Origin of the sequence: Isoptericola sp. NPDC056578 (genome assembly GCF_042793275.1) — a bacterium.
Lineage (GTDB): Bacteria > Actinomycetota > Actinomycetes > Actinomycetales > Cellulomonadaceae > Isoptericola.
Genome location: NZ_JBHTVC010000023.1, coordinates 13,305 through 37,546, shown reverse-complemented (window position 1 = coordinate 37,546; position 24,242 = coordinate 13,305). Strand labels below are relative to the sequence as shown.

Sequence of the window (24,242 nt, the reverse complement as noted above, 5' to 3'; positions counted from 1 at the left end):
GGCGCACCCGCCGCTCGGGCCGCCATGCGGACGAGGTCAGGCGTCGATCCGCGACTGGTCCAGCGTGCTCGCCCCGGCGACGATGAACTCCTTGCGGGGTGCGACGTCGCTGCCCATGAGCAGCTCGAACACCCGCTCCGCGGCCTCGGCGCCCTCCACCGTGACGCGGCGCAACGTACGGTGCCGCGGGTCCATGGTGGTCTCGGCGAGCTGGTCCGCGTCCATCTCCCCCAGCCCCTTGTACCGCTGGATGTCCTCCTTGTACCGGCGGCCGGCACGGTCGAGCTTCTTCAGCGTCGCGGTGAGCTCGGCCTCCGAGTACGTGTACACGTACTCGTTCTTGCGTCGGCCGCTGCCCAGCACCTCCACCCGGTGCAGCGGCGGGACGGCGGCGAACACGCGGCCCGCCTCGAGCATCGGACGCATGTAGCGGTAGAAGAGCGTGAGCAGCAGGGTGCGGATGTGCGCGCCGTCGACGTCGGCGTCGGTCATCAGCACGATCTTGCCGTAGCGGGCCGCGTCGAGGTCGAAGGACCGTCCGGAGCCGGCCCCGAGCACCTGGATGATGGCGGCGCACTCCGCATTGCGGAGCATGTCGCTGATCGACGCCTTCTGGACGTTGAGGATCTTGCCGCGGATCGGCAGCAGCGCCTGGAAGTCGCTCGAGCGCGCCAGCTTGGCCGTGCCGAGGGCGCTGTCGCCCTCGACGATGAACAGCTCGCTGCGGTTCACGTCGTCGCTGCGGCAGTCCGCGAGCTTCGCCGGCAGCGACGACGCCTCGAGGGCGTTCTTGCGCCGCGAGATCTCCTTCTGCTTGCGCGCCGTGACGCGGGCGCGCATCTCGGCCACGACCTTCTCGAGCAGCAGCGCCGACTGCGCCTTCTCGTCCCGCTTGGACGACGTGAGGAGGGCGCCCAGCTCCTTCTCGACGACGCGGGAGACGATCGCCCGCACGGGTGCGGTGCCGAGCACCTCCTTGGTCTGCCCCTCGAACTGCGGCTCCGCGAGGCGGACCGTGACGACCGCGGTGAGGCCCGCGAGGACGTCGTCCTTCTCGATGCGCTCGGCCGCGTCCTTCGTGGAGACCTTCAGTCGCCGCGCGTTCGTCTCGATCTGCTTGCGCACCGTCTTGAGCAGACCCTGCTCGAAGCCGGACAGGTGGGAGCCGCCCTTGGGCGTCGCGATGATGTTGACGAAGGTGCGCACCTCCGTGTCGTACCCGCCGCCCCAGCGCAGCGCCACGTCCACCTCGCAGTCGCGCTGCACCTCCTGCGGGGACATGTGGCCGCGGGAGTCCAGCACCGGCACGGTCTCCGTGAAGTGGCCGCTGCCCTTGAGCTGCCACGTCGACGTGACCGGTGCGTCGGGCGCGAGGAACTCGACGAAGTCGACCGCGCCGCCGTCGTGCTGGAAGACCTCCTCGTGCGGGCCCGACTCCCCCGGCGTGCCCGGCAACCCGCGCTCGTCGCGCACCGTGAGCTTCAGGCCCGGCACCAGGAACGTCGTCTGGCGCGCGCGCGTGACCAGCTCGTCGTAGCTGAACACCGCCGTCTTGGGGAACACCTGCCGGTCGGCCCAGTAGCGCACGCGCGTGCCGGTGACGCCGCGCTTCGCCTTGCCGACGATCGCGAGCTCCGACCCGGACACGAAGGGCTCGAACGGCGACTCCGGCGACGGGCCGGAGGCCGGGTCCCCGAAGACTCCCGGCTCCCCCCGGTGGAACGTCATCCCGTACGTCTTGCCGCTGCGGTCGACCTCGACGTCGAGCCGCGCCGAGAGCGCGTTCACGACCGAGGCGCCCACGCCGTGCAGGCCGCCCGACGCCGTGTACGAGCCGCCACCGAACTTGCCGCCCGCGTGCAGCTTGGTGAAGACCACCTCGACGCCCGTCAGGCCCGTCTTGGGCTCGACGTCCACCGGGATGCCGCGGCCGTCGTCCTCCACCGTCACCGACGAGTCGGCGTGCAGCACGACGCGGATCGCGGTCGCGAAGCCGCCGAGGGCCTCGTCGACCGAGTTGTCGATGATCTCCCACAGGCAGTGCATGAGGCCGCGCGAGTCGGTGGACCCGATGTACATGCCGGGGCGCTTGCGCACCGCCTCGAGGCCCTCGAGGACCGACAGGTGGCGCGCGGTGTACCCGGACTCGGAGGTGGCTGTCACGGGAACGAGGGTAGACGATTCGAACGCCTGTACCGTCGACCCACGCCGCCGGGTGTGCTCCACGCCGCTATGCCCGGAGCGAACCCGGCCCGGGTCGGGGATGCTCCGGGCCACCTGTCTGGTTGGATGGTCATGTGAGCACCACGACGACCGAACCGACCCAGCCGCTGACCGCCGCCGACCGCTGCGACCGCTGCGGCGCCCAGGCGTACGTGCGAGTGGTCCTGCCTGTCGGAGAGCTCCTCTTCTGCGGGCACCACGCACGCGCGCACGCGGACGCCTACCAGGGTGTCGCCGTCCACGTCCAGGACGAGACGGACCGGCTCCACGAGGAGCACGGGGCGCGCTGACCCCGGCGCAGCACACCGACCCCACGAGAGCCCCGCACCGTCCGGTGCGGGGCTCTCGTGCGTCGTGCGCGGGATGACGGTCGTGGCCGGCGAGGATCAGCTGCTGCGGCCCGAGAACGAGCCGACCCACGACCCCGGGACGCCGAGGGTGGTGCGCCACCCGTCCGCCGTCTTGGTCCGCGACACCTTCGTCCCCAGGGCCGAGGTGGCCGTCAGCGTCTTGACCTGGCCGCTCGACCACCGCGACGTCACCGCGATCGAGCGCACCGACGCGAGGCCGAAGACCGACCGGGCCTTCGCCTGCGTGATCGAGTCGCTCCACGTCAGGTACGGGTTGCCGGGCGCCTTGGCCGAGGAGGTGTCGGCCACGTGCACGAGGTAGGGCAGTGCCGCAGTCCCGAACACCTCCGTGTTGGTCGCCGTGCCGCGGCGACCTCCCGCGCTGCCGGTCGACGCGAAGTACGGCGTCTCCGCGAATCCGCCCTCGGCGTCGCGCAGCACGGTCACCGTGCCTTCCTGCACCGTGGCGTCCACCGCCGCGACCCAGGCGCTCCCCCAGCTCCCGCCCTGCTTCTTCCAGCCGGTGTAGTGCTGCGAGCGGGTGTCGTCGTAGACGTGGCAGCCGCACGTGGACTTCAGGCCCTTCACCTTCTCGACGATCGCGTAGTTGCGCGCCGCGACGGCCTGCGCCTCCAGGGCGGCAGCACCGCGGTTGCTGCTCGCGCCCCAGCCCGAGGGCATCTCGTCGAGCCCGTAGAGGTACTCGGTGTTGATGACCACCTGGTTGACGACGTTCGGCCGGTTCGACCGCTTCGTCACCACCAGGCGTCCGTTGCGGTAGGTCCCCTGGGCGCCGGCCACGGTCGCGACCGCCTTCGTCCCGGTGGGCTGGTAGTCCCGCGTGCCGGACCACTCGTAGGTCAGGCTGGAGCGCGCGGACACGCTCTTCGTCGTCGTACCGCCCTTCGTCACCTTGGCCGTGACCCCCGCGGACGCGACGCCGACGGTCACCTTCTCCGAGGCTCCGCCGCTCGCCACGACCGCGCCCGTCGGGTCCTTGAGCCGCCAGGCGCCGGAGCCGACCGCCAGCACCGTCGTGGTCCGGCTGTCCGACGGCGGTCCGAGCACCTGCACGTCCAGGGTGGTCCGGGGGTCGTTCGCCGTCGAGACGGTGGTGCCCGGGTAGTAGTAGCCCAGGATCTGGGCCGCGGTACGGCCCGAGCGCGACTGCTCGTAGGCGCCCCACTGGGCCATCCCGACGCCGTGCCCCGAGCCCGAGCCGGAGATCGCGAACCGCACCGGCACCACGAGCACCGTGACACCGCCGCTCGTGGCGTGGCTGGTCCGGAAGCGGTACGTCGTCGAGGCGGTGGGCTTCACCGTGGTCGACACGCGGCCCGTCGACCCGGTCCGCACGGTGCGGACCTTCACCCACGACGTCCCCGTCTTGCGCTGCAGCGTGACCGTCGCGCCCTGCACGGGCTTGCCGGACTTGAGGTAGCGGACCGTGAGGGACTTTCCGGTCGCCGCCGTCGTCGTCCCCCCGCCGGAGCCCGTCAGCGACCAGGTCGCCGCCTGCGCCGGGGGCGCCACGAGCACCGAGGCGAGCGACAGCGCCAGGGCGACGACGAGCGCGAGCAGGGCGACGACCCGGGGCCGCCCGGGGAGGGTCGTGGTCTGGAGCACGCGGACACCTTGCCACATCGACCCAGGCCAGGGGAACGACCCCCACAGTTCACCCGGGGGCCCGGGGCACCGACCGTCATCGCCGGCGCGCGGCCGTCTCTCTCTTCTCGGCACCGTCCACCGAAGGAGAGTCCCCGATGTCCAGCTCCGCTCCCGCCGCCCCCGACCGCGACCTCGACGGGGCCGCCGCCCTCGCGGCCCAGCTCGACCGCGCGCTCGACGGCACCACGGCCCTGCCCGCCGACCCGGCCTACGACGCCGCGCTCCCCGGCTTCAACCTCGCGCTCGCCCACCGGCCCGCGCTCGTCGTGCGGGCGGCCTCGCCCGAGGACGTCGTCGCGACGGTCCGCGCCGCCGCGGGCCACGGCTTCGGCGTCGGAGTCCGCTCCACGGGCCACAGCGCCGCCGCGACCGGCGCCGGCGACGTCCTGCTCGACGTGTCCGCCCTCGACACCCTCGTCGTCGACCCCGTCGCCCGCACCGCGACCGTCGGGCCCGGCGTCCCCTGGCAGGCGGTGCTCACCGCCGGCGCAGACCACGGGCTGGGCGGGCTCTGCGGCTCGTCGCCCCACGTCGGGGTGGTCGGCTACACGCTCGGCGGCGGGCTCGGCCCCCTGGCTCGCACCTTCGGCTTCGCCGCCGACCACGTCCGCGCGATCGACGTGGTCACCCCGGCCGGCGACCTCGTCACGGCGACGCCGACGCAGCACGAAGAGCTCTTCTGGGCGCTGCGCGGTGGCGGCGGGTCGTTCGGCGTCGTCGTGGCGATGACGTTCGACCTCTTCCCGCTCGACACGGTCCGGGCCGGCACGCTGTGGTTCGACGTCGACGACGCGCCTGCGGTGCTCCACCGCTGGCGGGCCGAGACCGCCTCCCTTCCCGAGGAGGTCTCGACGTCGGTGGCCCGGCTCAACCTGCCTCCGCTGCCGGAGGTCCCCGAGCCGCTGCGGGGCCGCGCCGTGCTCGTCGTCCGGTACGTGCGCCACGGCGAGCTCGCCGCGCCCGACCCGCTCGTCGACACGCTGCGGCAGGTCGCGACGCCCATCCTCGACACGGTCGGCGACCTGCCGTACGCGCGGATCGGCGAGGTGCATGCCGACCCGGACGCCCCGATGCCCCTCGTGGACCGCGGCGGCCTCCTGCACACGCTGGACGAGGACGCGGTCGACGCCTTCCTCGGCGCCGTGCCTCCGGACTCCCCCGTGCTCGCCGCGGAGATCCGGCTGCTGGGCGGCGCCGTCGCCCGGCCGGCGGGCGTGCCGAACGCCGTCGCCGGCCGCGAGGCGTCCTACACGGTGTTCCTGGGAGCGCTCGCCGCCCCCGTGGGCCCCCCGGACGTGGCCGACGAGCTCCAGCGGGTGTGCGAGACGATGGCGCCGTGGAGCACGGGCGGCGCCCTGGTGAACTTTGCGGGGCCGCGCGACGACGTCGGCGCGTCGCTCGTGCACCGCGCCTACGGCCCGGCCTACGAGCGCCTGGTGGCGCTGCGCCGGCGGCTCGACCCGCACGGCGTGCTCGCCCCGTCGGCCCGGTGGGACGTCGTGGACGGCACCCCGGCGGCCTGACGTCGGCCGTCACCGTCGTCCCGGACGTGCGAGAGCCCCGGTACCGATCCGGTACCGGGGCTCTCGCGTGCTGCGGGCGCGGCCGCATGGGCCGAGCCGTGCAGGCTCAGTCGAGGTAGTCGCGCAGGACCTGCGAGCGCGACGGGTGCCGCAGCTTCGACATGGTCTTGGACTCGATCTGGCGGATCCGCTCACGCGTGACGCCGTAGACCTTGCCGATCTCGTCGAGCGTCTTGGGCTGGCCGTCCTGCAGGCCGAAGCGCATGGAGACGACGCCCGCCTCGCGCTCCGAGAGGGTGTCGAGCACCTGGTGCAGCTGCTCCTGAAGCAGCGTGAAGCTCACGGCGTCGGCCGGGACGACAGCCTCGGAGTCCTCGATGAGGTCGCCGAACTCGCTGTCGCCGTCCTCGCCGAGCGGGGTGTGCAGCGAGATGGGCTCGCGGCCGTACTTCTGGACCTCGACCACCTTCTCGGGGGTCATGTCCAGCTCCTTGGCGAGCTCCTCCGGGGTGGGCTCGCGGCCCAGGTCCTGGAGCATCTGGCGCTGCACGCGGGCCAGCTTGTTGATGACCTCGACCATGTGCACCGGGATTCGGATGGTGCGGGCCTGGTCCGCCATCGCGCGGGTGATCGCCTGCCGGATCCACCAGGTCGCGTACGTCGAGAACTTGTAGCCCTTGGTGTAGTCGAACTTCTCGACCGCGCGGATCAGACCGAGGTTGCCCTCCTGGATCAGGTCCAGGAACAGCATGCCGCGGCCGGTGTAGCGCTTGGCGAGGGAGACGACGAGACGCAGGTTCGCCTCGAGCAGGTGGTTCTTGGCGCGCTTGCCGTCGTGCGCGATCCACCGCAGGTCGCGGTACATCCGACGCTCGTCGGCGCTCGCCTTCGTCTTGTCGTAGGCGGCGAAGTCCTTGGACAGGCGCTCCTCCGCGAACAGGCCGGCCTCGATGCGCTTGGCGAGCTCGACCTCCTGTTCAGCGTTCAGCAACGCGACCTTGCCGATCTGCTTGAGGTAGTCCTTGACGGGGTCGGCGGTCGCGCCGGCCGTGACGACCTGCTGCGCGGGCTGGTCGTCGTCGTCGGTGTCCGAGACGACGAAGCCGGTCTCCTCGTCCTCGCCCTTGCCCTTGCCTGCGGCGGCGGTGGCCTTGCCGCCCTTGGCGGCGGCCTCGTTCTCCTGCTCGTCCTCGGCGTCGTTCACGTCGTCGAGCTCGACGTCCTCGACGTCGTCGGGACCGGGCTCGTCCTTCGACGCCGCCTTGCGGCCACGCGTCGGCTTCGCGCCCTTGGCCGCGGCGGTCTTGGTGCCTGCGGACCTCGTGGACGCGCCCTTCGCCGCCGGCTTCTTGGCGGTCGTCGCCTCGGCCGGCTCGTCGTCCGTCGACGCGGCGGACTTCACGGCGGAGGTCGTCACGGTCGAGGTCTTCACCGGGCTCGCGGACCGCGCCGCGGGCGCCTTCGCACGCGTCGTCGTGCTCCGGCCGGCGCTGGCAGCGGCGACCTTGGTGGCCGTGGGCACACCGATCTCCACCCCGGCGGTCGCGAAGGCGCGCAGGACCGCCTTCAGACGCTTCGGGTCCGCCACCGCGGCGTTCTCGCAGGCAGCGCGGAAGCTCTCGGCGTCGACCCGGCCGTCGGCGGTGCCTCGAGCGAGCAGGCCCTGCAGGGCAGGGTGCTCGAACTCGCGGGGAAGTGCAGGGTTCTGCGCAGTGGACGCCACAAACCGACCTTTCGGCATTCGAGGGGACGGTGCACCGCCGTCAAGGCCTCCGACTCGGACTGTCGTGGCTCAGGCGGACACCTCTATTGTACCGGCGACATCAGCGACGGAAGGGCACCACGGGCTCCTGCGCCCAGTCCCGTACCCACGTCGTCCGTTCCCCGGTCCTGGCTCAACGTACGGGGCGGCGCGAAGATTCCCGGTCGCACAGGCGGAACGGCGGGCGAAACTCCGGGCGGCACGGCGCCCCCGGAGCTCACCCGTGCTCGCGCCGGACCGCCCGAGGACGGTCGCGAGCGTCACACCGCACGGCTCCAGGGCCGCGCGGGTCGCCGCGCGTGTCGTCACGGCTTCACCGCCAGGACCGGGCAGGGCGCCTCGAGCAGGATGCGCTGCGCGCCGGACCCGAGGATCAGCTTGCCCACCGGGCTGCGCCTGCGCAGGCCCACGACGATGAGCTCGGCGCCCGCCTCCTGCGCCGTGCGCACCAGATCCTCGGCGAGGTCACCTGTTCCGCCCACCACCGAGTAGACGAGCCCTGAGGTGGCCAGGTCGTCCTCGACCGCCTGTCTCTCGGGCCCGCCGTCGTCCCGGGCGACGACGACCGTGAGCGGGACGGACCGCTCCCGCGCTTCGCGCTTCGCTGCGGCCAGCGCCGCCTGTCCCTCGGCCGTGCTCAGGAGTCCGACGACGATCGCCATGGGGGCACGCTACCCGACGGTCGGCCAGGTCACACCGACCGCACCGGACGCACCTTCCACAGCGGGCCCCCGCGCCGCGCTCACCCACCCGGGCGGGACCGCGGCCTCCAGCACGCCGGCCACGAGCGCGGCCAGCCGGTAGGTCGGGTCCTGGCGCGCGGACTCCCGCACGCGGCGGGCCGCGAGCCACCCGTCGCCCCGCCACCACGCCAGGAAGCCCAGCAGCGCGAGGGGCGGCGCGTGCCACCGCCGCGGCGCGCCTCCCACCAGCTGCTCCAGCACGAGCCGGGCCGCGTCGGCGGTCGCCCCGTCCGGCGGTACCCCGACCCTCGGGTCCACCACCCGGGCGATCGCTCGGGCCGTGGCGGCCTCCACGTCGCGCGTGACGGCGGCGTCCCCGCCCGCCCCGGCGGTCCGGTCCGCCGCCTCGCGCGCCCCCGGGACCAACGACAGCAGCACGGCGTCGCGGACCCTGACGTCCGCGAGCGCCACCGCCAGGCGGCCGAGTCGTGCTGCGGGGAGCTCGACGTCGCCGTCCGGGCACGTGCGCAGCTCCGCCGCCGCCTGGCGCACCAGGTCGCACCAGACGCCGTAGGCCTCGGCACGCCAGTGCCCCAGCTCGTCACGGGCCGTCCCACGAGGCGCCGCACGGGTCGTGTCACCTGCCGCCTCGCGCGCCCGCGCCGCGCGTCCGGCGGCCTTGGCGACTCGGTCCCGCACGCTCGCCGGCAGCGCGCGCACCCGGTGCGCCTCCTGCTCCGTGTCGGCGACCGCCCGCCCGGCGACCACGAACGCCGCCCCCACCTCTCCGTGCTCGAGCTCGCCCACCGGCCGCCCTCGCGCCGGGCAGCACGCAGGATCGACGCAGTCGAGGCCGCGGTAGCCGTCCGGGCCGACCAGCCAGGCCTCGACGTCGACCGCCGGGCCCAGCGACTCCGCCAGCGCCGCCACCCCGGCTGCCTCGCGCGCCCGGGCCTGGTCCGGCGGGGACGCCGTGTAGAGCACGACGAGCGCCAGGCGGGCCCCGACCCCGGCAACCGCCCGGGCGACGACGTCCGTGCGGCCCCACCCCTCGGCGACGTCGCCTCCGGAGGCCTCGCCGCGGTCTGCCGGTCCGGTCCGCACGACGAGGCCGACCCGGCCCTCCCCGGTGACGGCGACGACGACCACGCACTCCCGCGGCCGGAACCCCAGCAGGTACGGCACGGCCGCGAGCAGGTCACGGGAGGAGCGGAGCACGACGGGCGTGTCGAAGGCGAGGCCGGGCTCCCCGGCGCGATCGGTGGCATATGCGGCGTCCATGGGTCCGATCCCAGGGCACCGCTCGAGCCCCTGCGCCGCTGGCGTGCCCTGCTGTGGACGGCGCCCGACTGGGGGCAGGCTCCGTGGCCTGCGTCGCCGCGCGACGTCCGCGGCGTCCCGCCCGTCCGGACGTGCGAGCGGGGCACAGCGGGCCGCTACGGTAGGCGCCGTGCCCTCGCTCCCCCGCCTTCCGCGCCGCGCGGCCCGGTCGCGTCCCGCACCCGCGGCGGGGGCCCGCGGCGTCGGCGCCGCGGCGCTCACCGCGCTCCTCGCGCTGTCCGGCTGCGGGCTGCTCGGCGACGCCGGGGCACCGGACGACGACGTCGCCGCGACCGGCGAGGACGGGTCCGGGGTCGGGGTGCGCGGCGCGACCGAGGCACCCGCTCCGGAGGCGGGGCCGGGCGACGCGTCAGCCCTGCCCACGTTCGACCCGGACACGACGGTCGGCGGGTACGCCGACGGGTTCCCCGAGAAGCTGCTCGGGGCCCCGGAGGACGCGACGGTGCTCGCCAGCTCGGCCACCTCGGGCGAGGGCGGCCTCACCGACGTCACCCTCAACCTCGCCACGCAGCGCGGCACGCAGGAGGTCATCGACCAGCTCGCCAAGCGGCTGCGCAAGGCGGGCTTCGAGGAGTCCGGCACGTCGAGCCTGTCCGGCCTCACCGCCCAGACCACCTTCGGCCGCGAGAGCACGCCGAAGGGGAAGAAGGACGCGGGACCGGTCGTGGAGTCCGTCACCCTCGGCGTGCTCGACGAGGGCGAGCGCCGCCTCGTGACGGTCAGCGGCTCCGTCGTCGTCGGCTGACGGGCCTCGCCCCGTCGGGACCTCCCGACCGGGCGCATAGGCTGTCGGCATGCCCACTGCCGCGTCGCTGGTCGACCTCGAGAACCTCCGCACCGACGTCGACGCCAGGGTCGAGGAGCACCTCGACGCCCTCGCCCGCGAGGTCGCCTCGATCGGCACCGCGGCGACCGCGCTGACCGACCAGGCCGCCGTGCTGCTGCGCGGGGGCAAGCGGCTGCGGGCGGCGTTCTGCTACTGGTCCTACCGGGCCCACGGCGGCGCCGCGGTCGGCCCCGAGCGGGACGCGGTGGTGCGGGCCGGTGCGGCACTCGAGCTGTTCCAGGCCGCCGCCCTGCTGCACGACGACGTCATGGACGCGTCGGACACGCGCCGCGGCGAGCCCACCGCGCACCGCGCGTTCGAGGCGCGGCACGCCGCCGCGGGCTGGGCGGGCTCGGCCGAGCGGTTCGGCACGTCCGCCGCGATCCTGCTCGGCGACCTGTGCCTCGTGGCGTGCCAGCGCGAGATCGCGGCCGCCGTCGCCGACCTGCCGGCGGAGCGCGCGGCCGCGGCCCGCGCGCTGTTCGACGCCATGCAGACCGAGGTGGTCGTGGGTCAGTACCTCGACGTCCTCGTGCAGGCCGAGCCCTGGGGCCTGGACCCCGCGGCCGACGAGGAGCGCGCCCGCGACGTGCTGCGCGCCAAGTCGGCGCGCTACTCGGTCGAGCGCCCGCTCGTGCTCGGAGCGGTCCTCGCGGGGGCGTCGCCCGCGCGGGTGACGGCCGTCTCGGACGCCGGGCTGCCGCTCGGGGAGGCGTTCCAGCTCCGCGACGACGTGCTGGGCGTGTTCGGCGACCCGTCCGTGACGGGCAAGCCCGCCGGCGACGACCTGCGCGAGGGCAAGCGCACGGTGCTGGTGGCGCGCACGCTGGCCGCCGCGGGCGCGGGCGACCGCGACCTCGTCGTCGCACGGCTCGGCGACCCGGCCCTGGACGCCGCCACCGTCGAGCGGCTGCGCGGGATCATCGCCGGCTCGGGGGCGCTCGACGGCGTCGAGACCCTCATCGACGGTCTCGCGGACGGCGCGCTGGACGCGCTGTCGGCGGCCCCGCTCGCCGAGCCCGGGCGCGAGGTCCTCCTGGACCTCGCGCGGGCCGCCGTCGACCGGGCGGCCTGACCCTCCGGCCGCCCTCAGACCGAGGGACCGGGCGTCAGAGCAGCGCCTGCGCCACCCGACGCACCTCGGCCCGACGACCGGCGCGCAGCTCCCCGATCGGGGTGCGGCCGATCGACGGCTCGGTCTCGAACAGCCAGCGCAGGATGGCGGCGTCGTCCAGCCCGACGTCCGAGAGCACCAGCACGGTGCCACGCAGCGTGTGGAGCACGTGCGGGGCCCCGTCGTCGGTCACGAGGAACGCGGCGGGCACCTGGAACGTGTTCCGCTCGCCCCGCTTGATCCCCACCAGCGAGCGCTCCGAGACCAGGCCGCGCACCTTGCTCACCTCGGTCCCGAGGGCCTCGGCCACGTCGGGCAGGGTGAGCCACTCGTCCACGAGGGACTCGAGGGCGGTGCGGTCGTCGGTGCGGTCGTCGGTGCTGCCGGAGGCGGGGGCGCCGGGCTCCGGCGTGGTGGTGTCGCTCACCGGACCAGCCTACGGGCCTGCCGAACCGGGCGCCCCTACACTCGTCGCGTGGCCATCACGACGACCGACCCGATGCTCGGCCGCCTGGTCGACGGGCGGTACGAGATCGTCGCGCGCGTCGCCCGAGGGGGCATGGCCACGGTGTACCGGGCCACCGACCGCCGGCTCGACCGCGAGGTCGCCGTCAAGGTGATGCACCCGCACCTCGCGGACGGCGTGGACGGCGCCGCCTTCGTGTCCCGCTTCCGCCGTGAGGCGCGCGCCGCCGCCCGCCTCACCCACCCCGGCGTCGTCGCGGTCTACGACCAGGGCGTCGACGGCGACACCAGCTATCTCGCCATGGAGTACGTGCCGGGCACCAACCTGCGGCGCGAGCTGCACGCGTCGGGCGCCCTCACCCTGGGCCGCGCCCTCGACGTCGTCGCGCAGGTGCTCGCGGCCCTCGCCGCCGCGCACCGCAAGGGGTTGGTCCACCGGGACGTCAAGCCGGAGAACGTGCTCGTCGTCGGTGACGACGCCGCCCCCGACGGCCCCCAGGACGACTCCGCCGGCGGCACCGTGCCGGGCGCACGGGTCAAGGTCGCCGACTTCGGCCTCGCGCGCGCGGTCACCGAGGTGACCACGACCACCACCGGAACCGTCCTGGGCACGGTCGCGTACCTGGCGCCCGAGGTGATCACCAGCGGCACCTGCGACGCCCGCACCGACGTCTACGCGGTCGGGGTGCTCGCCTACGAGCTGGTCACGGGCACGCTGCCCTATGCGGGCGAGACGCCGATCCAGGTCGCCTTCCACCACGTGCACGAGGACCTCCCGGCCCCGTCCGCGCTCGTGGACTGGCTCCCCGCCGAGGTCGACGCGCTCGTCGCGTCCTTCGCGGCGCGGGACCCTCAGCGCCGCCCGCCGGACGCAGGTGCCGCCCTCGCGGCCGTCGAGGCGCTGCGCTCGTCGCTCGACGACGCCCTGCTCGCGCGACGGGCGGAGCGGCCCGGGGCCGGCACCGGTCCCTCCGACGCCGCGGGTCCGGGCGGCTCGCCCGGGACCGGCGACGCACCGCCCGACGACGGCGAGGACGACGGCAGCGCGGGGACGGACGCGGTCGACGAGATCCCGACGGCGTTCTTCCAGGAGGTGTCGGCGAGCGCGCCGGCACAGCCCACCGACCTGCTGGTCGAGCAGCCCACCGAGGCCTACCGGCGTCCCTCCCGCCGTCGTCGCGCGGTCGCGTGGACCCTCACGCTGGTGCTGGTGCTCGCCGGCGGCGGGCTGGGCACGTGGTGGTGGTTCGCGGACGGTCCCGGCGCGTGGACCTCGGTGCCGACCGGGGTCGCCGGGGTGGCTGCCGACGACGCCCGCGCCGTGCTCGAGGACGCCGGGCTGGGCACCACGACGAGCCGCGCCTTCGACGACGACGTCCCGCAGGGGTCGGTCGTGACGACCGTGCCCGCACCCGGCGACCGGGTGCGCACGGACGGCTCCGTGGAGCTGGTCGTGTCCCGCGGCGTGCAGATGCTCACGGTGCCGGACGACCTGGTCGGTGCCGACCACGAGGACGCCACCGGCGCCCTGGAGGACGCCGGCTTCACCGTCGGCGACCCCGCCCGGTCGTACGACGACGAGGCAGGCCGCGGCGAGGTGCTGGACGTGTCGGTCGACGAGGGCTCGCGCCAGCGGCACGACACCGTCGTGACGCTCACCGTCTCCGACGGCCCCGCCCCGGTGCAGGTGCCGCAGGAGGTGGGCAAGGAGAAGGACACGGCCGTCGCCGACCTCGAGGGCCTGGGGCTCGTCGTCGAGCTGGCCGACCCGAAGTACTCCGAGGACGTCCCGAAGGGGCACGTGCTCGCCCAGGACCCGAAGGAGGGGGCCACCGCGCACCGCACGGACACGGTGACGCTGACGATCTCCCAGGGCCCGCCCCTGGTCGAGGTGCCGAACGTCGTGGGCAAGCACACCGGGCCGGCGCGCGAGGCGCTAGAGAAGGCGGGCTTCAAGGTCGACGAGAACGCCTACCTGGGCGGCATCCTCGACACCGTCCGGTTCCAGGACACCACGGGCAAGGCCCCGAAGGGCAGCACGGTCACCCTGACGGTCTGGTGAGCCGCACCGTCGGGCGCGTCACCAGCTCGTGAGCATCTCCGCCACGCGGAACGCCATCTCGAGCGACTGCTGGTGGTTGAGGCGCGGGTCGACGAGCGTCTCGTAGCGCAGCGCCAGCCCGGCGTCGTCGATCTCCTCGCTGCCGCCGAGCACCTCGGTGACGTCGTCACCGGTGAGCTCCATGTGCAGGCCGCCCGGCACCGTGCCCAGGGCGCGGTGCACCTCGAAGAAGCCGGTGACCTCGTCGAGCACGTCCGAGAACCGGCGCGTCTTGTAGCCGCTGTCGGAGGTGATGGTGTTGCCGTGCATCGGGTCGGTCACCCAGGTGACGGCCACGCCCGCGGCGGTGACCTTCTCGACCACCTCGGGCAGCACGTCGCGCACCTTGCCGGCGCCCATCCGGGTGACGAACGTGAGCCGGCCCGGGGTGTTGCCCGGGTTGAGCCGCGCGGCCAGCGCGAGGGCGTCGTCGGCCGACGTCGTCGGGCCGAGCTTGACCCCGATCGGGTTGGCCACACGCGACAGGAACTCCACGTGCGCGCCGTCGAGCTGGCGGGTGCGCTCGCCGATCCACAGGAAGTGGGCCGACGTCGCGTACGCCTCGCCGGACCGGGAGTCGACCCGGGTGAGCGCCCGCTCGTAGTCGAGGATGAGCGCCTCGTGGCTGAGGTAGAACTCCACGGAGCGCAGGGCGTCGAAGTCCGCGCCGCAGGCCTCCATGAAGCGGATCGCCCGGTCGATCTCCGCCGCCGTGCGCTCGTACCGCGCGTAGGCGGGGTTGCGCATGAACCCGCGGTTCCACTCGTGCACGCGCCGCAGGTCGGCGTGGCCGCCCTGGGTGAAGGCCCGCACCACGTTCGCCGTCGCGGACGAGATCCGGTACGCCTGCTCGAGCCGCCGCGGGTCGGGCGTGCGCGACGCGGTCGTGAACTCGTGCCCGTTGACCATGTCGCCGCGGTAGGCGGGCAGCGTCACGCCGTCGCGGGTCTCGAGGTCCGACGAGCGCGGCTTGGCGTACTGCCCGGCCAGCCGCCCCATCTTCACCACGGGCGTGCTGGCGCCGTGGGTGAGCACCACGGCCATCTGCAGGATGGTGCGCATCTTGTTGCGGATGCGGGTCGCGTTCGCGTCGGCGAACGTCTCCGCGCAGTCCCCGCCCTGCAGCAGGAACGCCTCGCCGCGGCCCGCGGCGGCGAGGCGTTCCGTGAGCAGCCGGGCCTCGGCCGGCACCACGAGGGGCGCGGCCTGCGAGAGCCGGCCCGCCACCGCCGCGAGCGCCTCGGCGTCCGGCCACACGGGCTGCTGGCGCGCCTCGAGGGTCCGGAACCGGTCCAGGCCCTCGGGGTCGCTCCCGGGCGGGGTGTCGACGGCGGTGGTCATGCGGGCTTCTTCCTCTGGCTGCGGGTCGGGCGCGACCGGGTCGTCAGTGCGCGGCGGGCTTCGCGGGCACCAGAGGCTGGCCGATGCCCTCGAGGATCTCGCCGAACCACGGCTGGCTGACGTCGAACGCCTTGCCGCCGGCGATGCGGGGGAAGGCGATCGCCTTGAGGCGGTCGCCGTCCTCCTCGTCGTGGCCGATGACGCCGGGCTCGCCGCGCAGCGCGCACTCGACGGCCAGGTCGGTCATCGACTTGATGAGACGCAGGTCCTCGGCGTTCGCCGCCGCGGCGCGGGAGTAGTAGCCCGACTTCTGCACCATGACCTTCTCGGCGCCCAGCTTCTCCGCGAACTGCTTGGCGAACCACTGGCCCGGGTTGATGGTGTCGAGCTTGACGTGCCCGAACGGGTCGCGCGGCACCTCCTCGCCGGCGGCCTCGAGCTGCTGGACGATCTCGTTCATCCCCGCGCCCTCGGACAGGAAGATGTTGACGTTGCCGATCTCGTCCATGACGGCGCGCAGGCGGGCGGCCTCGGCGTCGATGTCGATCTCCAGCTCGGGCAGGAACACCGCGTGCACGTCCCAGCGCTCGCGCGTCAGGCCGAGGGCGGGCGCCCACTCCTGGGCGTCGAGCCACGTGCGGTACTCCTTCGCGGCGGCCGCCGTGAGCCAGCCGCAGTGGCGGCCCATGACCTCGTGCACGATCAGCATGCGCGGGCCGGAGCGGTGCTCGCCGATGACGTTCGCGGCGAAGCCCGCGGCCTCCTCGGCCGCCGTCCAGGCGCCCAGCGACTGCTTGATCGGCACCACGTCGTTGTCGATCGTCTTGGGCAGGCCCACGACGGTGAGCTCGTACCCGTTGTCGTGCAGGTACGCGGCCAGGTCCGCGGCCGTGGTGTTCGTGTCGTCGCCGCCGATGGTGTGCAGCACGTCGACGCCGTCGGCCTTGAGCTGCTCGGCCGCGACCTCCAGCGGGTTCTGTCCCTCCTGCACGAGGCCGCGCTTGACGCAGTCCGCGGCGTTGGTGAGCTTCACGCGGGAGTTGCCGATCGGCGAGCCGCCGAAGCGGTGCAGGATGCCGGCCTGCTTGCGGCCCTCCTCGTCCACGACGATCTTCGTGCCCGTGAGGAGCCCGTGGTAGCCGTACTGGTAGGCGATGATCTCGATCGACGGGTCGAGCTCCGTGTAGCGCTCGATGAGGCCGCCGACGGCGGAGGACAGGCAGGGCGCGAAGCCGCCGGCGGTCAGGAGAGCCACGCGACGAACCGACATGACAGGGGCTACCTCTCGGTGGGGGACGGGAACCCTCCCATCCTAGGAGCACCTCCCCGCGCCGGGCCCCGCACGTCCGGCGGGCGAACGCACCGTGCGCTCCGGAGCCCGGCCGTGCGATGATGTCGGGCGAGCCTCCCCCGCCGTCCGGCGCCGGGAGGCTCTTGCGTATGACGACACCTGCGCCCCTCCCCGACCCGTCCGCCCACCCCGCGGGCCCGCCGGTCCGCGTCCGGCGTGCCACGCCGGCGGACCGCCCTGTCCTCGAGCGGCTGTGGCCGCTCTTCCGTCACGACATGTCCGCCGTCTCGGGTGAGCTCCCCGGGCCCGACGGGACCTTTCGCGACGAACGGCTCCGCGCCGCCCTGGACGAGATCGACGGGATCGACGGGATCGAACACGACGCGCAGGGGGACGAGGACGGGAGGGGACGACGTCCCGCGGTCTGGCGCGGGTACCTGGCGACGGTCGACGGCGACGCGACCGGGGCGGGTGGACGGACGGGCGAGCGACCCGTGGCGTTCGCCCTGGTCCGGGGCCTCGACGCGCCGACCCGGGTGCTGTCGGCGTTCTTCGTGGTGCGAGCGGCCCGGCAGCAGGGCGTCGGGCGCGACGTCGCCGCCGCCGTGCTGCGGGACGTGCCCGGGCCGTGGGAGATCGCGTTCCAGGACGCCAACGCCGCCGCGGCGGCGTTCTGGCCACGCGTCGCGACCGACGTCGCGGGCGACGCGTGGTCTGTCACCCACCGCGCGGTCCCCGGCCGGCCCGACGTGCCGCCGGACGCGTGGCTGAGCCTTTCGGTGGGCCGAGCGGTGGGCTGAGCGGTGGGCTGAGGCGGCTCAGGACCCGGCGCCGGGCTCCTCCGGCGGCTGGTGCTGGGCCGCCGCGAGGCGCGCCTTCATCGTGGCCGCGTACACGTCGACGTACTCCTGCTCGGACAGCCGCAGGATGGCGTACATGATCTCGTCGGTCACCGACCGCAGCACGAAACGGTCGCCCTCCATCCCCCGGTAGCGGCTGAAGTCGAGGGGCTCGCCGAAGACCATGCCGATCGGCATCGGCTTGGGGATCGACCGGCCGATCGGCTGCGCGACGTCGGTGCCCACCATCGCCACCGGGATCACGGGGGCGCCGGACTCCAGGGCGAGGCGGGCGACGCCGGTCTTGCCGCGGTACAGCCGCCCGTCGGGGCTGCGGGTGCCCTCGGGGTAGATGCCGAACAGGTCGCCGTCGTCGAGCACGCGCAGCCCGGTGTTCAGCGCGGCCTCGCTGGCCTTGCCGCCGGACCGGTCCACCGGGATCGTCCCGACGCCGCGCATGAAGCCGGCCACCATCCGGCCCCGGACTCCGCCGCCGGTGAAGTAGTCCGACTTGCCGAGGAACTGGACCTGGCGGTCGAGCACGAGCGGCAGGACGAACGAGTCGATGACGGCGAGATGGTTGCTCGCGAGGATCGCCGGGCCGGAGGTCGGGACGTTCTCGACGCCCTTCGTCCAGGGGCGGAACGCCAGCCGGAGCCACGGCCCCACCACCACGTTCTTCATCACCCAGTAGAACAACTGTCCTCCTCGCCCAGTGCTGCACGGCGCCCCGCTCAGCGGACCGCCGGTGACGGGCCGTGGCGCCGACGGGCGGGACCGTCGACACGAAGCATCGCCCACGACAATAGAGTGAACCCATGCCCGTACCGAACCCGGACGCCGAACCGGACCTGCCGGACGACGACCTGCCCGACGACGCCGTCGAGGCCCGCTGGGCCGACATCGTCGCGCAGCTGGGGCCCCTCGACGAGCCCGCCGACGCCGACCGTCCGGACGAACCTGCGGGCGACACGACGGGCGACACGACGGGCGACACGACCGAGGACACGACCGCGGACCAGCGCCGCGAGGAGGCCGCACCGCCGCCCGGACGGGTGGTGAGCCCGGGTCCCCGCGACTGGCCCGTCACGCCGGAGATCGAGGAACTCGAAGAGACGGAGTCTCATTTCACGCCGCCGGAGCCCGACCCGGTCCTGTCCCGCGACCCCCTCCTCACCCTCGCGTGGGCGGCGGTCGTCGGGGTGCCGGTGCTCGTCGTGCTCGGCGTCGTCCTGCGCGCCGCCGTGCCGGCCCTGCGCATCCCCGGATGGTCAGGCCCGGTCGCCGGAGTCCTCTTCCTCGTCGCGCTCGGCATCCTGATCTGGCGGATGCCGCACCGCCGCGACCCGGACGACCACAGCACGGGCGCCGTCGTCTGACCGACCCGGGAGGGCTGGTCGGGCGAGCCGACCGGCCGGCGGGACGGTCGGGTCAGCGACGGGCGAGGTCGGCGGCGCCGATGATGCCCGCCTCGTTGCCGTGCTCGGCGAGCTCGATCTGGGCGACCGGGCGGTGCCCAAGGGCCGAGAGCTGCGCCTCGTAGGCCTTGCGCACGGGCAGGAGCAGCAGGTCACCGGCCGCGCCGACGCCCCCACCGATGACGATCAGCTCGGGGTCCAGCAGCGCGGCGACGGACGCGGAGCCCTCGCCGATCCACCGGCCCAGCGTCGCCAGCAGCTCGACCGCGAGCTCGTCACCCTCCTGCGCCGCCTGCGTGACGTGCGGGCCCTCGAGGGCGGACACGTCGCCGCCGGCGAGCTCGACCAGCCGGGCCGACCGTTCCGGCTGGGCGATCACGGCCTGCTTCGCGTCGCGCACCAGGGCCGTGCCGGACGCGTACTGCTCCCAGCAGCCCTCGTGGCCGCAGCCGCAGTAGTGGCCGCCCGGGACGACGCGCATGTGGCCCACCTCGGCCGCGACGCCCCACTTGCCGCGCACGAGCTCGCGGTCCACCACGATCGCGCCGCCGAGCCCGGTGCCGACCGTCAGCATGAGCATGTCGGTGGCCTCGCGGGCGGCGCCGAACCGGAACTCCGCCCAGCCCGCCGCGTTCGCGTCGTTCTCGACGACCACGGGGACGTCGACGTCCAGCAGGCCCTCGATCCGCTCGGCCAGCGGGTACTCGCGCCAGGCGATGTTCGGTGCGAAGAGCACCGAGCGCCGGTCGGGGCTCACGAACCCGGCGGCGGCGAGGCCGATCGCGCCGATCTCGTGCTCCTTGGCCAGCTCGGTGCACGCGTCCGCGATCGCCCGGTCGATCGAGGCGACGTCGTCGGCGACCGTCTCGCGCCGCACCTTCGCGAGGATCTTGCCCGCCTCGTCCACCACACCCACGGCAATCTTGGTGCCGCCGATGTCGACTCCGATGGCGTGCATGCAAGACCTCGCGTTCATGTGTCGGGACGCCGCGTCCACACGGCGCAACACCCGGGTCGCCGTCGCGGCGCCGGGGGCGCGCGGTGCGCGCAGGGACAAGACTAGCCACCACGACCCGGGGGTGCGACGCTCGTCCATCACCGGGACGCCACCATCGGCCACGGACCGTCACCGAACCGTGTCCTGGACCACTCTTGAGACCCGGTATCGTGGCGGCCGGGGAACGCACCCCTGGCCAATGCATGAGCATGGACGATGGAGTCAGCATGGACGAGATCACCATTCCGCAGGCGGTCGAGCTGCCTGCCACGTCGAACCTCAACGACCTCCTCGCCACCCGTGTGGCGAGCGACCCGCGCGCCACGCTCGCCGAGCGTCCTTCCGGCGACGGCTGGCAGCCGGTCTCGGCCGCACAGTTCGACGCCGAGGTGGTGGCCGTCGCCAAGGGGCTGGTCGCCAAGGGCGTCCAGCCCGGCGACCCCGTCGGCATCATGTCCCACACCCGCTACGAGTGGACCCTGCTCGACTTCGCCGCCTGGGCCGCGGGCGCGGTCCCCGTGCCGATCTACGAGACGTCGTCCGCCGAGCAGGTGGACTGGATCCTCACCGACTCCGGCATCACGCTGCTCGTCGTCGAGGACTCCGGCCTCGCCGCCACCGTCGCGGAGGTCTCCGACCGTGCGCCGGCCCTGCGCGAGGTCCTCGAGATCGAGGACGGCGCGATCGCCAAGCTGACGGCCGCGGGCGCCGACGTCGCCGATGACGAGATCGTCCGCCGCCGCGGGATCGCGGACCTCGCCGACGTCGCGACGATCATCTACACCTCCGGCACGACCGGCACCCCCAAGGGCGCCGAGATCACGCACGGCAACCTCACGCTGCTCGGCGTGAACGCCGTCGCCGCCGTGCCCGAGGTGTTCAAGGACGGCGGGCGCACGCTGCTCTTCCTGCCGCTGGCGCACGTCTTCGCGCGCTACATCGAGATCCTCGCGATCGCGAGCGGCACGGTGCTCGGCCACTGGGCCGACCTCAAGACGGTCACCGCCGGCCTGGAGGCCTTCCGGCCCACGTACATCCTCGCGGTGCCCCGCGTCTTCGAGAAGGTGTACAACGCGGCGGAGCAGAAGGCGGCTGCCGGCGGCAAGCTGAAGATCTTCCACTGGGCGGCCGCGACCGGCATCGCCTACTCGCGGGCGCTCGACACGCCGTCGGGCCCGTCGCTGTGGCTCCGCGTCCAGCACAAGGTCGCCGACACCCTCGTGTTCTCGAAGTTGCGTGCCGTGCTCGGCGGGCAGGCCCAGTACGCCGTCTCCGGCGGCGGCCCGCTCGGCGAACGGCTCGGTCATTTCTTCCGCGGCCTCGGCGTCACGATCCTCGAGGGCTACGGGCTCACCGAGACCACAGCGCCGACCAGCGTGAACCGCCCCGACGCCATCAAGATCGGCTCGGTGGGGCCGCAGCTGCCCGGCTGCGGGGTCAGGATCGCCCCGGACGGCGAGGTGCTGCTGCGCGGCATCCAGGTGTTCCGCGGGTACCACAACAACCCGGAGGCGACCGCCGAGGCGTTCGACGACGGCTGGTTCCGCAGCGGCGACCTCGGCACCCTCGACGACGACGGGTTCCTCACGATCACCGGCCGCAAGAAGGAGATCATCGTGACGGCCGGGGGCAAGAACGTCGCCCCGGCGCTCCTCGAGGACCGGATCCGGGCGCACGCCCTCGTGAGCCAGTGCGTCGTGGTCGGCGACAACCGCCCGTTCATCGGCGCGCTCATCACGCTCGACGCCGAGGGCCTGCCCGGCTGGCTCAAGATGCACGACAAGCCGGAGATGACGCCTGAGCAGGCCTCGACCGACCCGGACGTGCTGGCGGCGCTCGACGCCGCCGTGACCCGTGCCAACCAGGCGGTGTCGAAGGCCGAGTCGATCCGCAAGTTCGCCGTGCTGCCGGGCGACCTCACGGTCGAGAACGGGTACCTCACGCCCAAGCAGAGCGTGCGCCGTCACGTCTTCGTCAAGGACTTCGCCACCGAGATCGACCAGCTGTACGTCGACACGCGGCAGAAGTCCGCGAGCTGACACCGGCGCCGCCCCGCACCAGCACCGGGCGGCTGCACGTGCCGGCTCCGCCGAGCCCGCCGGGACCTCGTCCCGGCGGGCTCGACCTCTGCCCGGCCCGGCTCCCCTGTCGGAGGCCGCCGCTACGGTCCCGGCATGCCGAGCACCACCCCGTCCCCGACGCGCAGCACCGGGCACCCGACCGCGCTCCAGCCCTCGTTCGAGGACCTCGGTACCGCCCTGCGGGACGTCACCTTCGTCGTGGTCGACCTCGAGACGACCGGTGGCCGGGCCGCCGACGGCGGCATCACGGAGATCGGCGCGGTCAAGGTCCGGGGCGGCGAGGTGCTGGGCGAGCTGCAGTCGCTCGTCAACCCGGGCCACCCCGTGCCGGCCTTCGTCGCCCGGCTCACCGGCATCACGACGTCCATGGTCGCCACGGCTCCCCCGGTCGAGCTCGTCCTGCCGAGCTTCCTGGAGTTCGCCCGCGACGCCGTGCTGGTGGCGCACAACGCACCGTTCGACGTCGGCTTCCTGCGCGCCGCCTGCGACCGGCTCGGCTACGACTGGCCGGGCTTCCGGGTGGTGGACACCGTGCCCCTCGCGCGCCGCGTCGTCACCCGCGACGAGGCGCCGAACCACAAGCTGTCCACCTTGGCCGCGCTCTTCCGGGCACGGGTGACGCCCGAGCACCGCGCGCTGGCGGACGCGCGGGCCACCGTGGACGTGCTGCACGCGCTCCTGGAGCGCCTGGCGCCGCTCGGCATCACCCACCTGGAGGACCTCGCCGGCGCCGCCGACCCCGTCCCGCCGGACGTGCGCCGCAAGCGGACGCTCGCGGACGGCCTGCCCGAGGCCCCGGGGGTGTACCTCTTCCGCGGCCCCGGGGACGAGGTGCTGTACGTCGGCACGTCCACGAACCTCCGCAAGCGGGTGCGGTCCTACTTCACGGCCGCGGAGAAGCGCGGGCGCATCACCGAGATGGTGCGGATCGCGCACGCCGTCACCCCCGTGGTCTGCGCGACCCCGCTCGAGGCGTCGGTGCGCGAGCTGCGTCTCATCGCCGAGCACGCCCCGCGGTACAACCGGCGCTCCAAGCACCCGGAGCGCCAGACCTGGGTGCGTCTCACGGACGAGGCCTACCCCCGGCTGTCCGTCGTGCGCGACGTGCGGGCCGGGACGCCGCACATCGGCCCGTTCACGTCGCGACAGACAGCGCTGGCCGCCGTCGAGGCGGTCCACGACGCCCTGCCCCTGCGCCAGTGCACGGCGCGCCTCCCCCGCGTCGCGCGGACGGCCGGCAGCCCGTGCGCCCTCGCGGGGATGGGCCGCTGCTCCGCGCCGTGCACGGCGGCCGGCCGCGCCGACGACGGGTACGACGCCGTCGCGGACGCGGCCCGCACGGCGCTGACGTCCGACCCCTCGTCCGTCGTCGACGCCCTCGCCGCGCGGGTGGCCAGGCTCGCGGCGCAGGAACGTTTCGAGGAGGCCGGGACGGTGACCCACCGGCTCCGGGCGTTCGTGCAGGGCGCGGCGCGCGCCCAGCGGCTGGACCCGGTCGCCCGGTGCGCCGAGCTCGTCGCCGCGCGGCCCACCCCCGCGGGCGGCTGGGAGCTCGTCGTCGTGAAGCACGCGCGGCTCGCCGCGACCGCCGTGACCGGTCCCGACGAGGACCCGCTGCCCGTGGTCGACGCCCTGCGCGCCACGGCGGAGGTCGTCGCCCCGCCCGTGGCGCCCGCGCCCGCATGCCATCCCGAGGAGGCCGCCCTGGTGCTGGCCTGGCTGGAGGAGCCCGGGGTCCGGCTCGTGCACGTGAGCGACCCCTGGACGTGCCCGGTGCGCTCCGCGGCCGCGCACACCGACCTCGGCGCGGTCTCGACGACGGTCGCCGGCCTGTGGGCCGGCCCGGGCACGCCCGACGAGACCACCGAGCACGTCGCGGACCCGGGGTCGGTGGCTACGATGACGGCATGCTGACCGCGATCGTGCTCATCGACACCGAGGCCGACCAGATCCCCGAGGTCGCCACCAAGGTCACCGACCTCAAGGGAGTCAGCGAGGTCTACTCCGTCACCGGCAAGGCCGACCTGGTCGCCATGGTGCGAGTGCGCGAGCACGAGGAGCTCGCCGACGTCATCGCCGACGGGATCAGCAAGGTCCCCGGCGTGGTGCGCACGGAGACGCTCATCGCGTTCCGCACCTACTCGAACGTCGACCTCGAGCAGGCCTTCGCCCTCGGCCTGGACGACTGAGACCGGACGACCGAGAACCGGGGCAACCAG

Annotated in this window: 20 protein-coding genes; 10 read left to right on the top strand and 10 right to left on the bottom strand. The window is 74.2% G+C overall.

Annotated elements, in window-relative coordinates; all coding sequences use genetic code 11:
* Positions 1–36: 36 nt before the first annotated feature.
* On the bottom strand, positions 37–2,163 hold the full coding sequence (locus tag ACFQ80_RS11170) for a type IIA DNA topoisomerase subunit B (RefSeq protein WP_430551075.1): 2,127 nt from the start codon (positions 2,161–2,163) through the stop codon (positions 37–39).
* Positions 2,164–2,297: 134 nt separating this feature from the next.
* Between ACFQ80_RS11170 and ACFQ80_RS11165 the strand changes: the two genes are divergently transcribed.
* On the top strand, positions 2,298–2,513 hold the full coding sequence (locus ACFQ80_RS11165; protein WP_429729875.1) for a DUF7455 domain-containing protein: 216 nt from the start codon (positions 2,298–2,300) through the stop codon (positions 2,511–2,513).
* A 96-nt stretch (positions 2,514–2,609) separates the two neighbouring features.
* Here ACFQ80_RS11165 and ACFQ80_RS11160 read toward each other — a convergent pair whose 3' ends face one another.
* The gene (locus tag ACFQ80_RS11160) at positions 2,610–4,199 is read right to left on the bottom strand and encodes a SpoIID/LytB domain-containing protein (protein ID WP_430563703.1); all 1,590 of its coding nucleotides are present in this window, start codon (positions 4,197–4,199) and stop codon (positions 2,610–2,612) included.
* Between the two features lie 137 nt (positions 4,200–4,336).
* On the opposite strand from ACFQ80_RS11160, the gene ACFQ80_RS11155 reads away from it, so the two are divergent.
* The gene (locus tag ACFQ80_RS11155; protein WP_430563702.1) at positions 4,337–5,764 is read left to right on the top strand and encodes an FAD-binding oxidoreductase; all 1,428 of its coding nucleotides are present in this window, start codon (positions 4,337–4,339) and stop codon (positions 5,762–5,764) included.
* 106 nt (positions 5,765–5,870) lie between these two features.
* Here the strand turns inward: ACFQ80_RS11155 and ACFQ80_RS11150 are convergent, their stop codons facing one another.
* From ACFQ80_RS11150 to ACFQ80_RS11140, 3 genes are all read right to left on the bottom strand, one after another.
* Positions 5,871–7,487, bottom strand: a complete 1,617-nt coding sequence (locus ACFQ80_RS11150; protein WP_430563701.1) for an RNA polymerase sigma factor — start codon at positions 7,485–7,487, stop codon at positions 5,871–5,873.
* Positions 7,488–7,831: 344 nt separating this feature from the next.
* A complete protein-coding gene (locus ACFQ80_RS11145) occupies positions 7,832–8,188 on the bottom strand; it encodes a universal stress protein (protein WP_430563700.1) in 357 nt (118 codons plus the stop codon).
* A gap of 9 nt (positions 8,189–8,197) precedes the next feature.
* Positions 8,198–9,490 carry a DUF4192 family protein gene (locus ACFQ80_RS11140; protein ID WP_430563699.1) on the bottom strand — a complete coding sequence of 431 codons (1,293 nt, stop codon included), beginning with the start codon at positions 9,488–9,490 and terminating at the stop codon, positions 8,198–8,200.
* 169 nt (positions 9,491–9,659) lie between these two features.
* Between ACFQ80_RS11140 and ACFQ80_RS11135 the strand changes: the two genes are divergently transcribed.
* Together ACFQ80_RS11135 and ACFQ80_RS11130 are read left to right on the top strand one after the other, a co-directional pair.
* Positions 9,660–10,295: a hypothetical protein gene (locus ACFQ80_RS11135; protein ID WP_430551069.1), complete on the top strand. Its 636-nt coding sequence runs from the start codon at positions 9,660–9,662 to the stop codon at positions 10,293–10,295.
* Positions 10,296–10,344: 49 nt separating this feature from the next.
* Positions 10,345–11,451 (top strand): polyprenyl synthetase family protein, encoded by a 1,107-nt coding sequence (locus ACFQ80_RS11130; protein WP_430551068.1) that lies wholly within the window; start codon positions 10,345–10,347, stop codon positions 11,449–11,451.
* A gap of 34 nt (positions 11,452–11,485) precedes the next feature.
* Here ACFQ80_RS11130 and ACFQ80_RS11125 read toward each other — a convergent pair whose 3' ends face one another.
* Entirely contained in the window at positions 11,486–11,917 is a 432-nt protein-coding gene (locus tag ACFQ80_RS11125) for an Rv2175c family DNA-binding protein (RefSeq protein ID WP_430563698.1), read from the bottom strand.
* Positions 11,918–11,965: 48 nt separating this feature from the next.
* Between ACFQ80_RS11125 and pknB the strand changes: the two genes are divergently transcribed.
* Entirely contained in the window at positions 11,966–14,017 is a 2,052-nt protein-coding gene (pknB, locus tag ACFQ80_RS11120; RefSeq protein ID WP_430563697.1) for a Stk1 family PASTA domain-containing Ser/Thr kinase, read from the top strand.
* An 18-nt stretch (positions 14,018–14,035) separates the two neighbouring features.
* On the opposite strand, the gene ACFQ80_RS11115 is transcribed toward pknB, so the two are convergent.
* Both ACFQ80_RS11115 and ACFQ80_RS11110 read right to left on the bottom strand, forming a co-directional pair.
* Positions 14,036–15,397 (bottom strand): class II 3-deoxy-7-phosphoheptulonate synthase, encoded by a 1,362-nt coding sequence (locus tag ACFQ80_RS11115; RefSeq protein ID WP_430551065.1) that lies wholly within the window; start codon positions 15,395–15,397, stop codon positions 14,036–14,038.
* Positions 15,398–15,440: 43 nt separating this feature from the next.
* Positions 15,441–16,667 (bottom strand): pyrophosphate--fructose-6-phosphate 1-phosphotransferase, encoded by a 1,227-nt coding sequence (locus tag ACFQ80_RS11110; RefSeq protein WP_430551064.1) that lies wholly within the window; start codon positions 16,665–16,667, stop codon positions 15,441–15,443.
* Positions 16,668–16,837: 170 nt separating this feature from the next.
* Here ACFQ80_RS11110 and ACFQ80_RS11105 point away from each other — a divergent pair, with 170 nt between their 5' ends.
* Entirely contained in the window at positions 16,838–17,488 is a 651-nt protein-coding gene (locus ACFQ80_RS11105) for a GNAT family N-acetyltransferase (RefSeq protein WP_430563696.1), read from the top strand.
* An 18-nt stretch (positions 17,489–17,506) separates the two neighbouring features.
* Here the strand turns inward: ACFQ80_RS11105 and ACFQ80_RS11100 are convergent, their stop codons facing one another.
* Positions 17,507–18,226 carry a lysophospholipid acyltransferase family protein gene (locus ACFQ80_RS11100; RefSeq protein WP_430551061.1) on the bottom strand — a complete coding sequence of 240 codons (720 nt, stop codon included), beginning with the start codon at positions 18,224–18,226 and terminating at the stop codon, positions 17,507–17,509.
* A gap of 119 nt (positions 18,227–18,345) precedes the next feature.
* Here ACFQ80_RS11100 and ACFQ80_RS11095 point away from each other — a divergent pair, with 119 nt between their 5' ends.
* Entirely contained in the window at positions 18,346–18,906 is a 561-nt protein-coding gene (locus tag ACFQ80_RS11095; protein WP_430563695.1) for a hypothetical protein, read from the top strand.
* Between the two features lie 52 nt (positions 18,907–18,958).
* Here the strand turns inward: ACFQ80_RS11095 and ACFQ80_RS11090 are convergent, their stop codons facing one another.
* Complete coding sequence (locus ACFQ80_RS11090) at positions 18,959–19,903, bottom strand: ROK family glucokinase (protein WP_430551059.1); 945 nt, start codon at positions 19,901–19,903, stop codon at positions 18,959–18,961.
* A gap of 266 nt (positions 19,904–20,169) precedes the next feature.
* Here ACFQ80_RS11090 and ACFQ80_RS11085 point away from each other — a divergent pair, with 266 nt between their 5' ends.
* The 3 genes from ACFQ80_RS11085 (at position 20,170) to ACFQ80_RS11075 (ending at position 24,212) form a co-directional block, all read left to right on the top strand.
* Positions 20,170–21,981 (top strand): AMP-dependent synthetase/ligase, encoded by a 1,812-nt coding sequence (locus ACFQ80_RS11085; RefSeq protein ID WP_430563694.1) that lies wholly within the window; start codon positions 20,170–20,172, stop codon positions 21,979–21,981.
* Positions 21,982–22,116: 135 nt separating this feature from the next.
* Positions 22,117–23,937, top strand: coding sequence for a DEDD exonuclease domain-containing protein (locus tag ACFQ80_RS11080; protein WP_430551057.1), 1,821 nt, complete (start codon positions 22,117–22,119; stop codon positions 23,935–23,937).
* The gene (locus tag ACFQ80_RS11075; RefSeq protein ID WP_430545226.1) at positions 23,931–24,212 is read left to right on the top strand and encodes an Lrp/AsnC family transcriptional regulator; all 282 of its coding nucleotides are present in this window, start codon (positions 23,931–23,933) and stop codon (positions 24,210–24,212) included. The genes ACFQ80_RS11080 and ACFQ80_RS11075 overlap by 7 nt, the downstream gene beginning before the upstream one ends.
* The last annotated feature ends 30 nt before the right edge of the window (positions 24,213–24,242 follow it).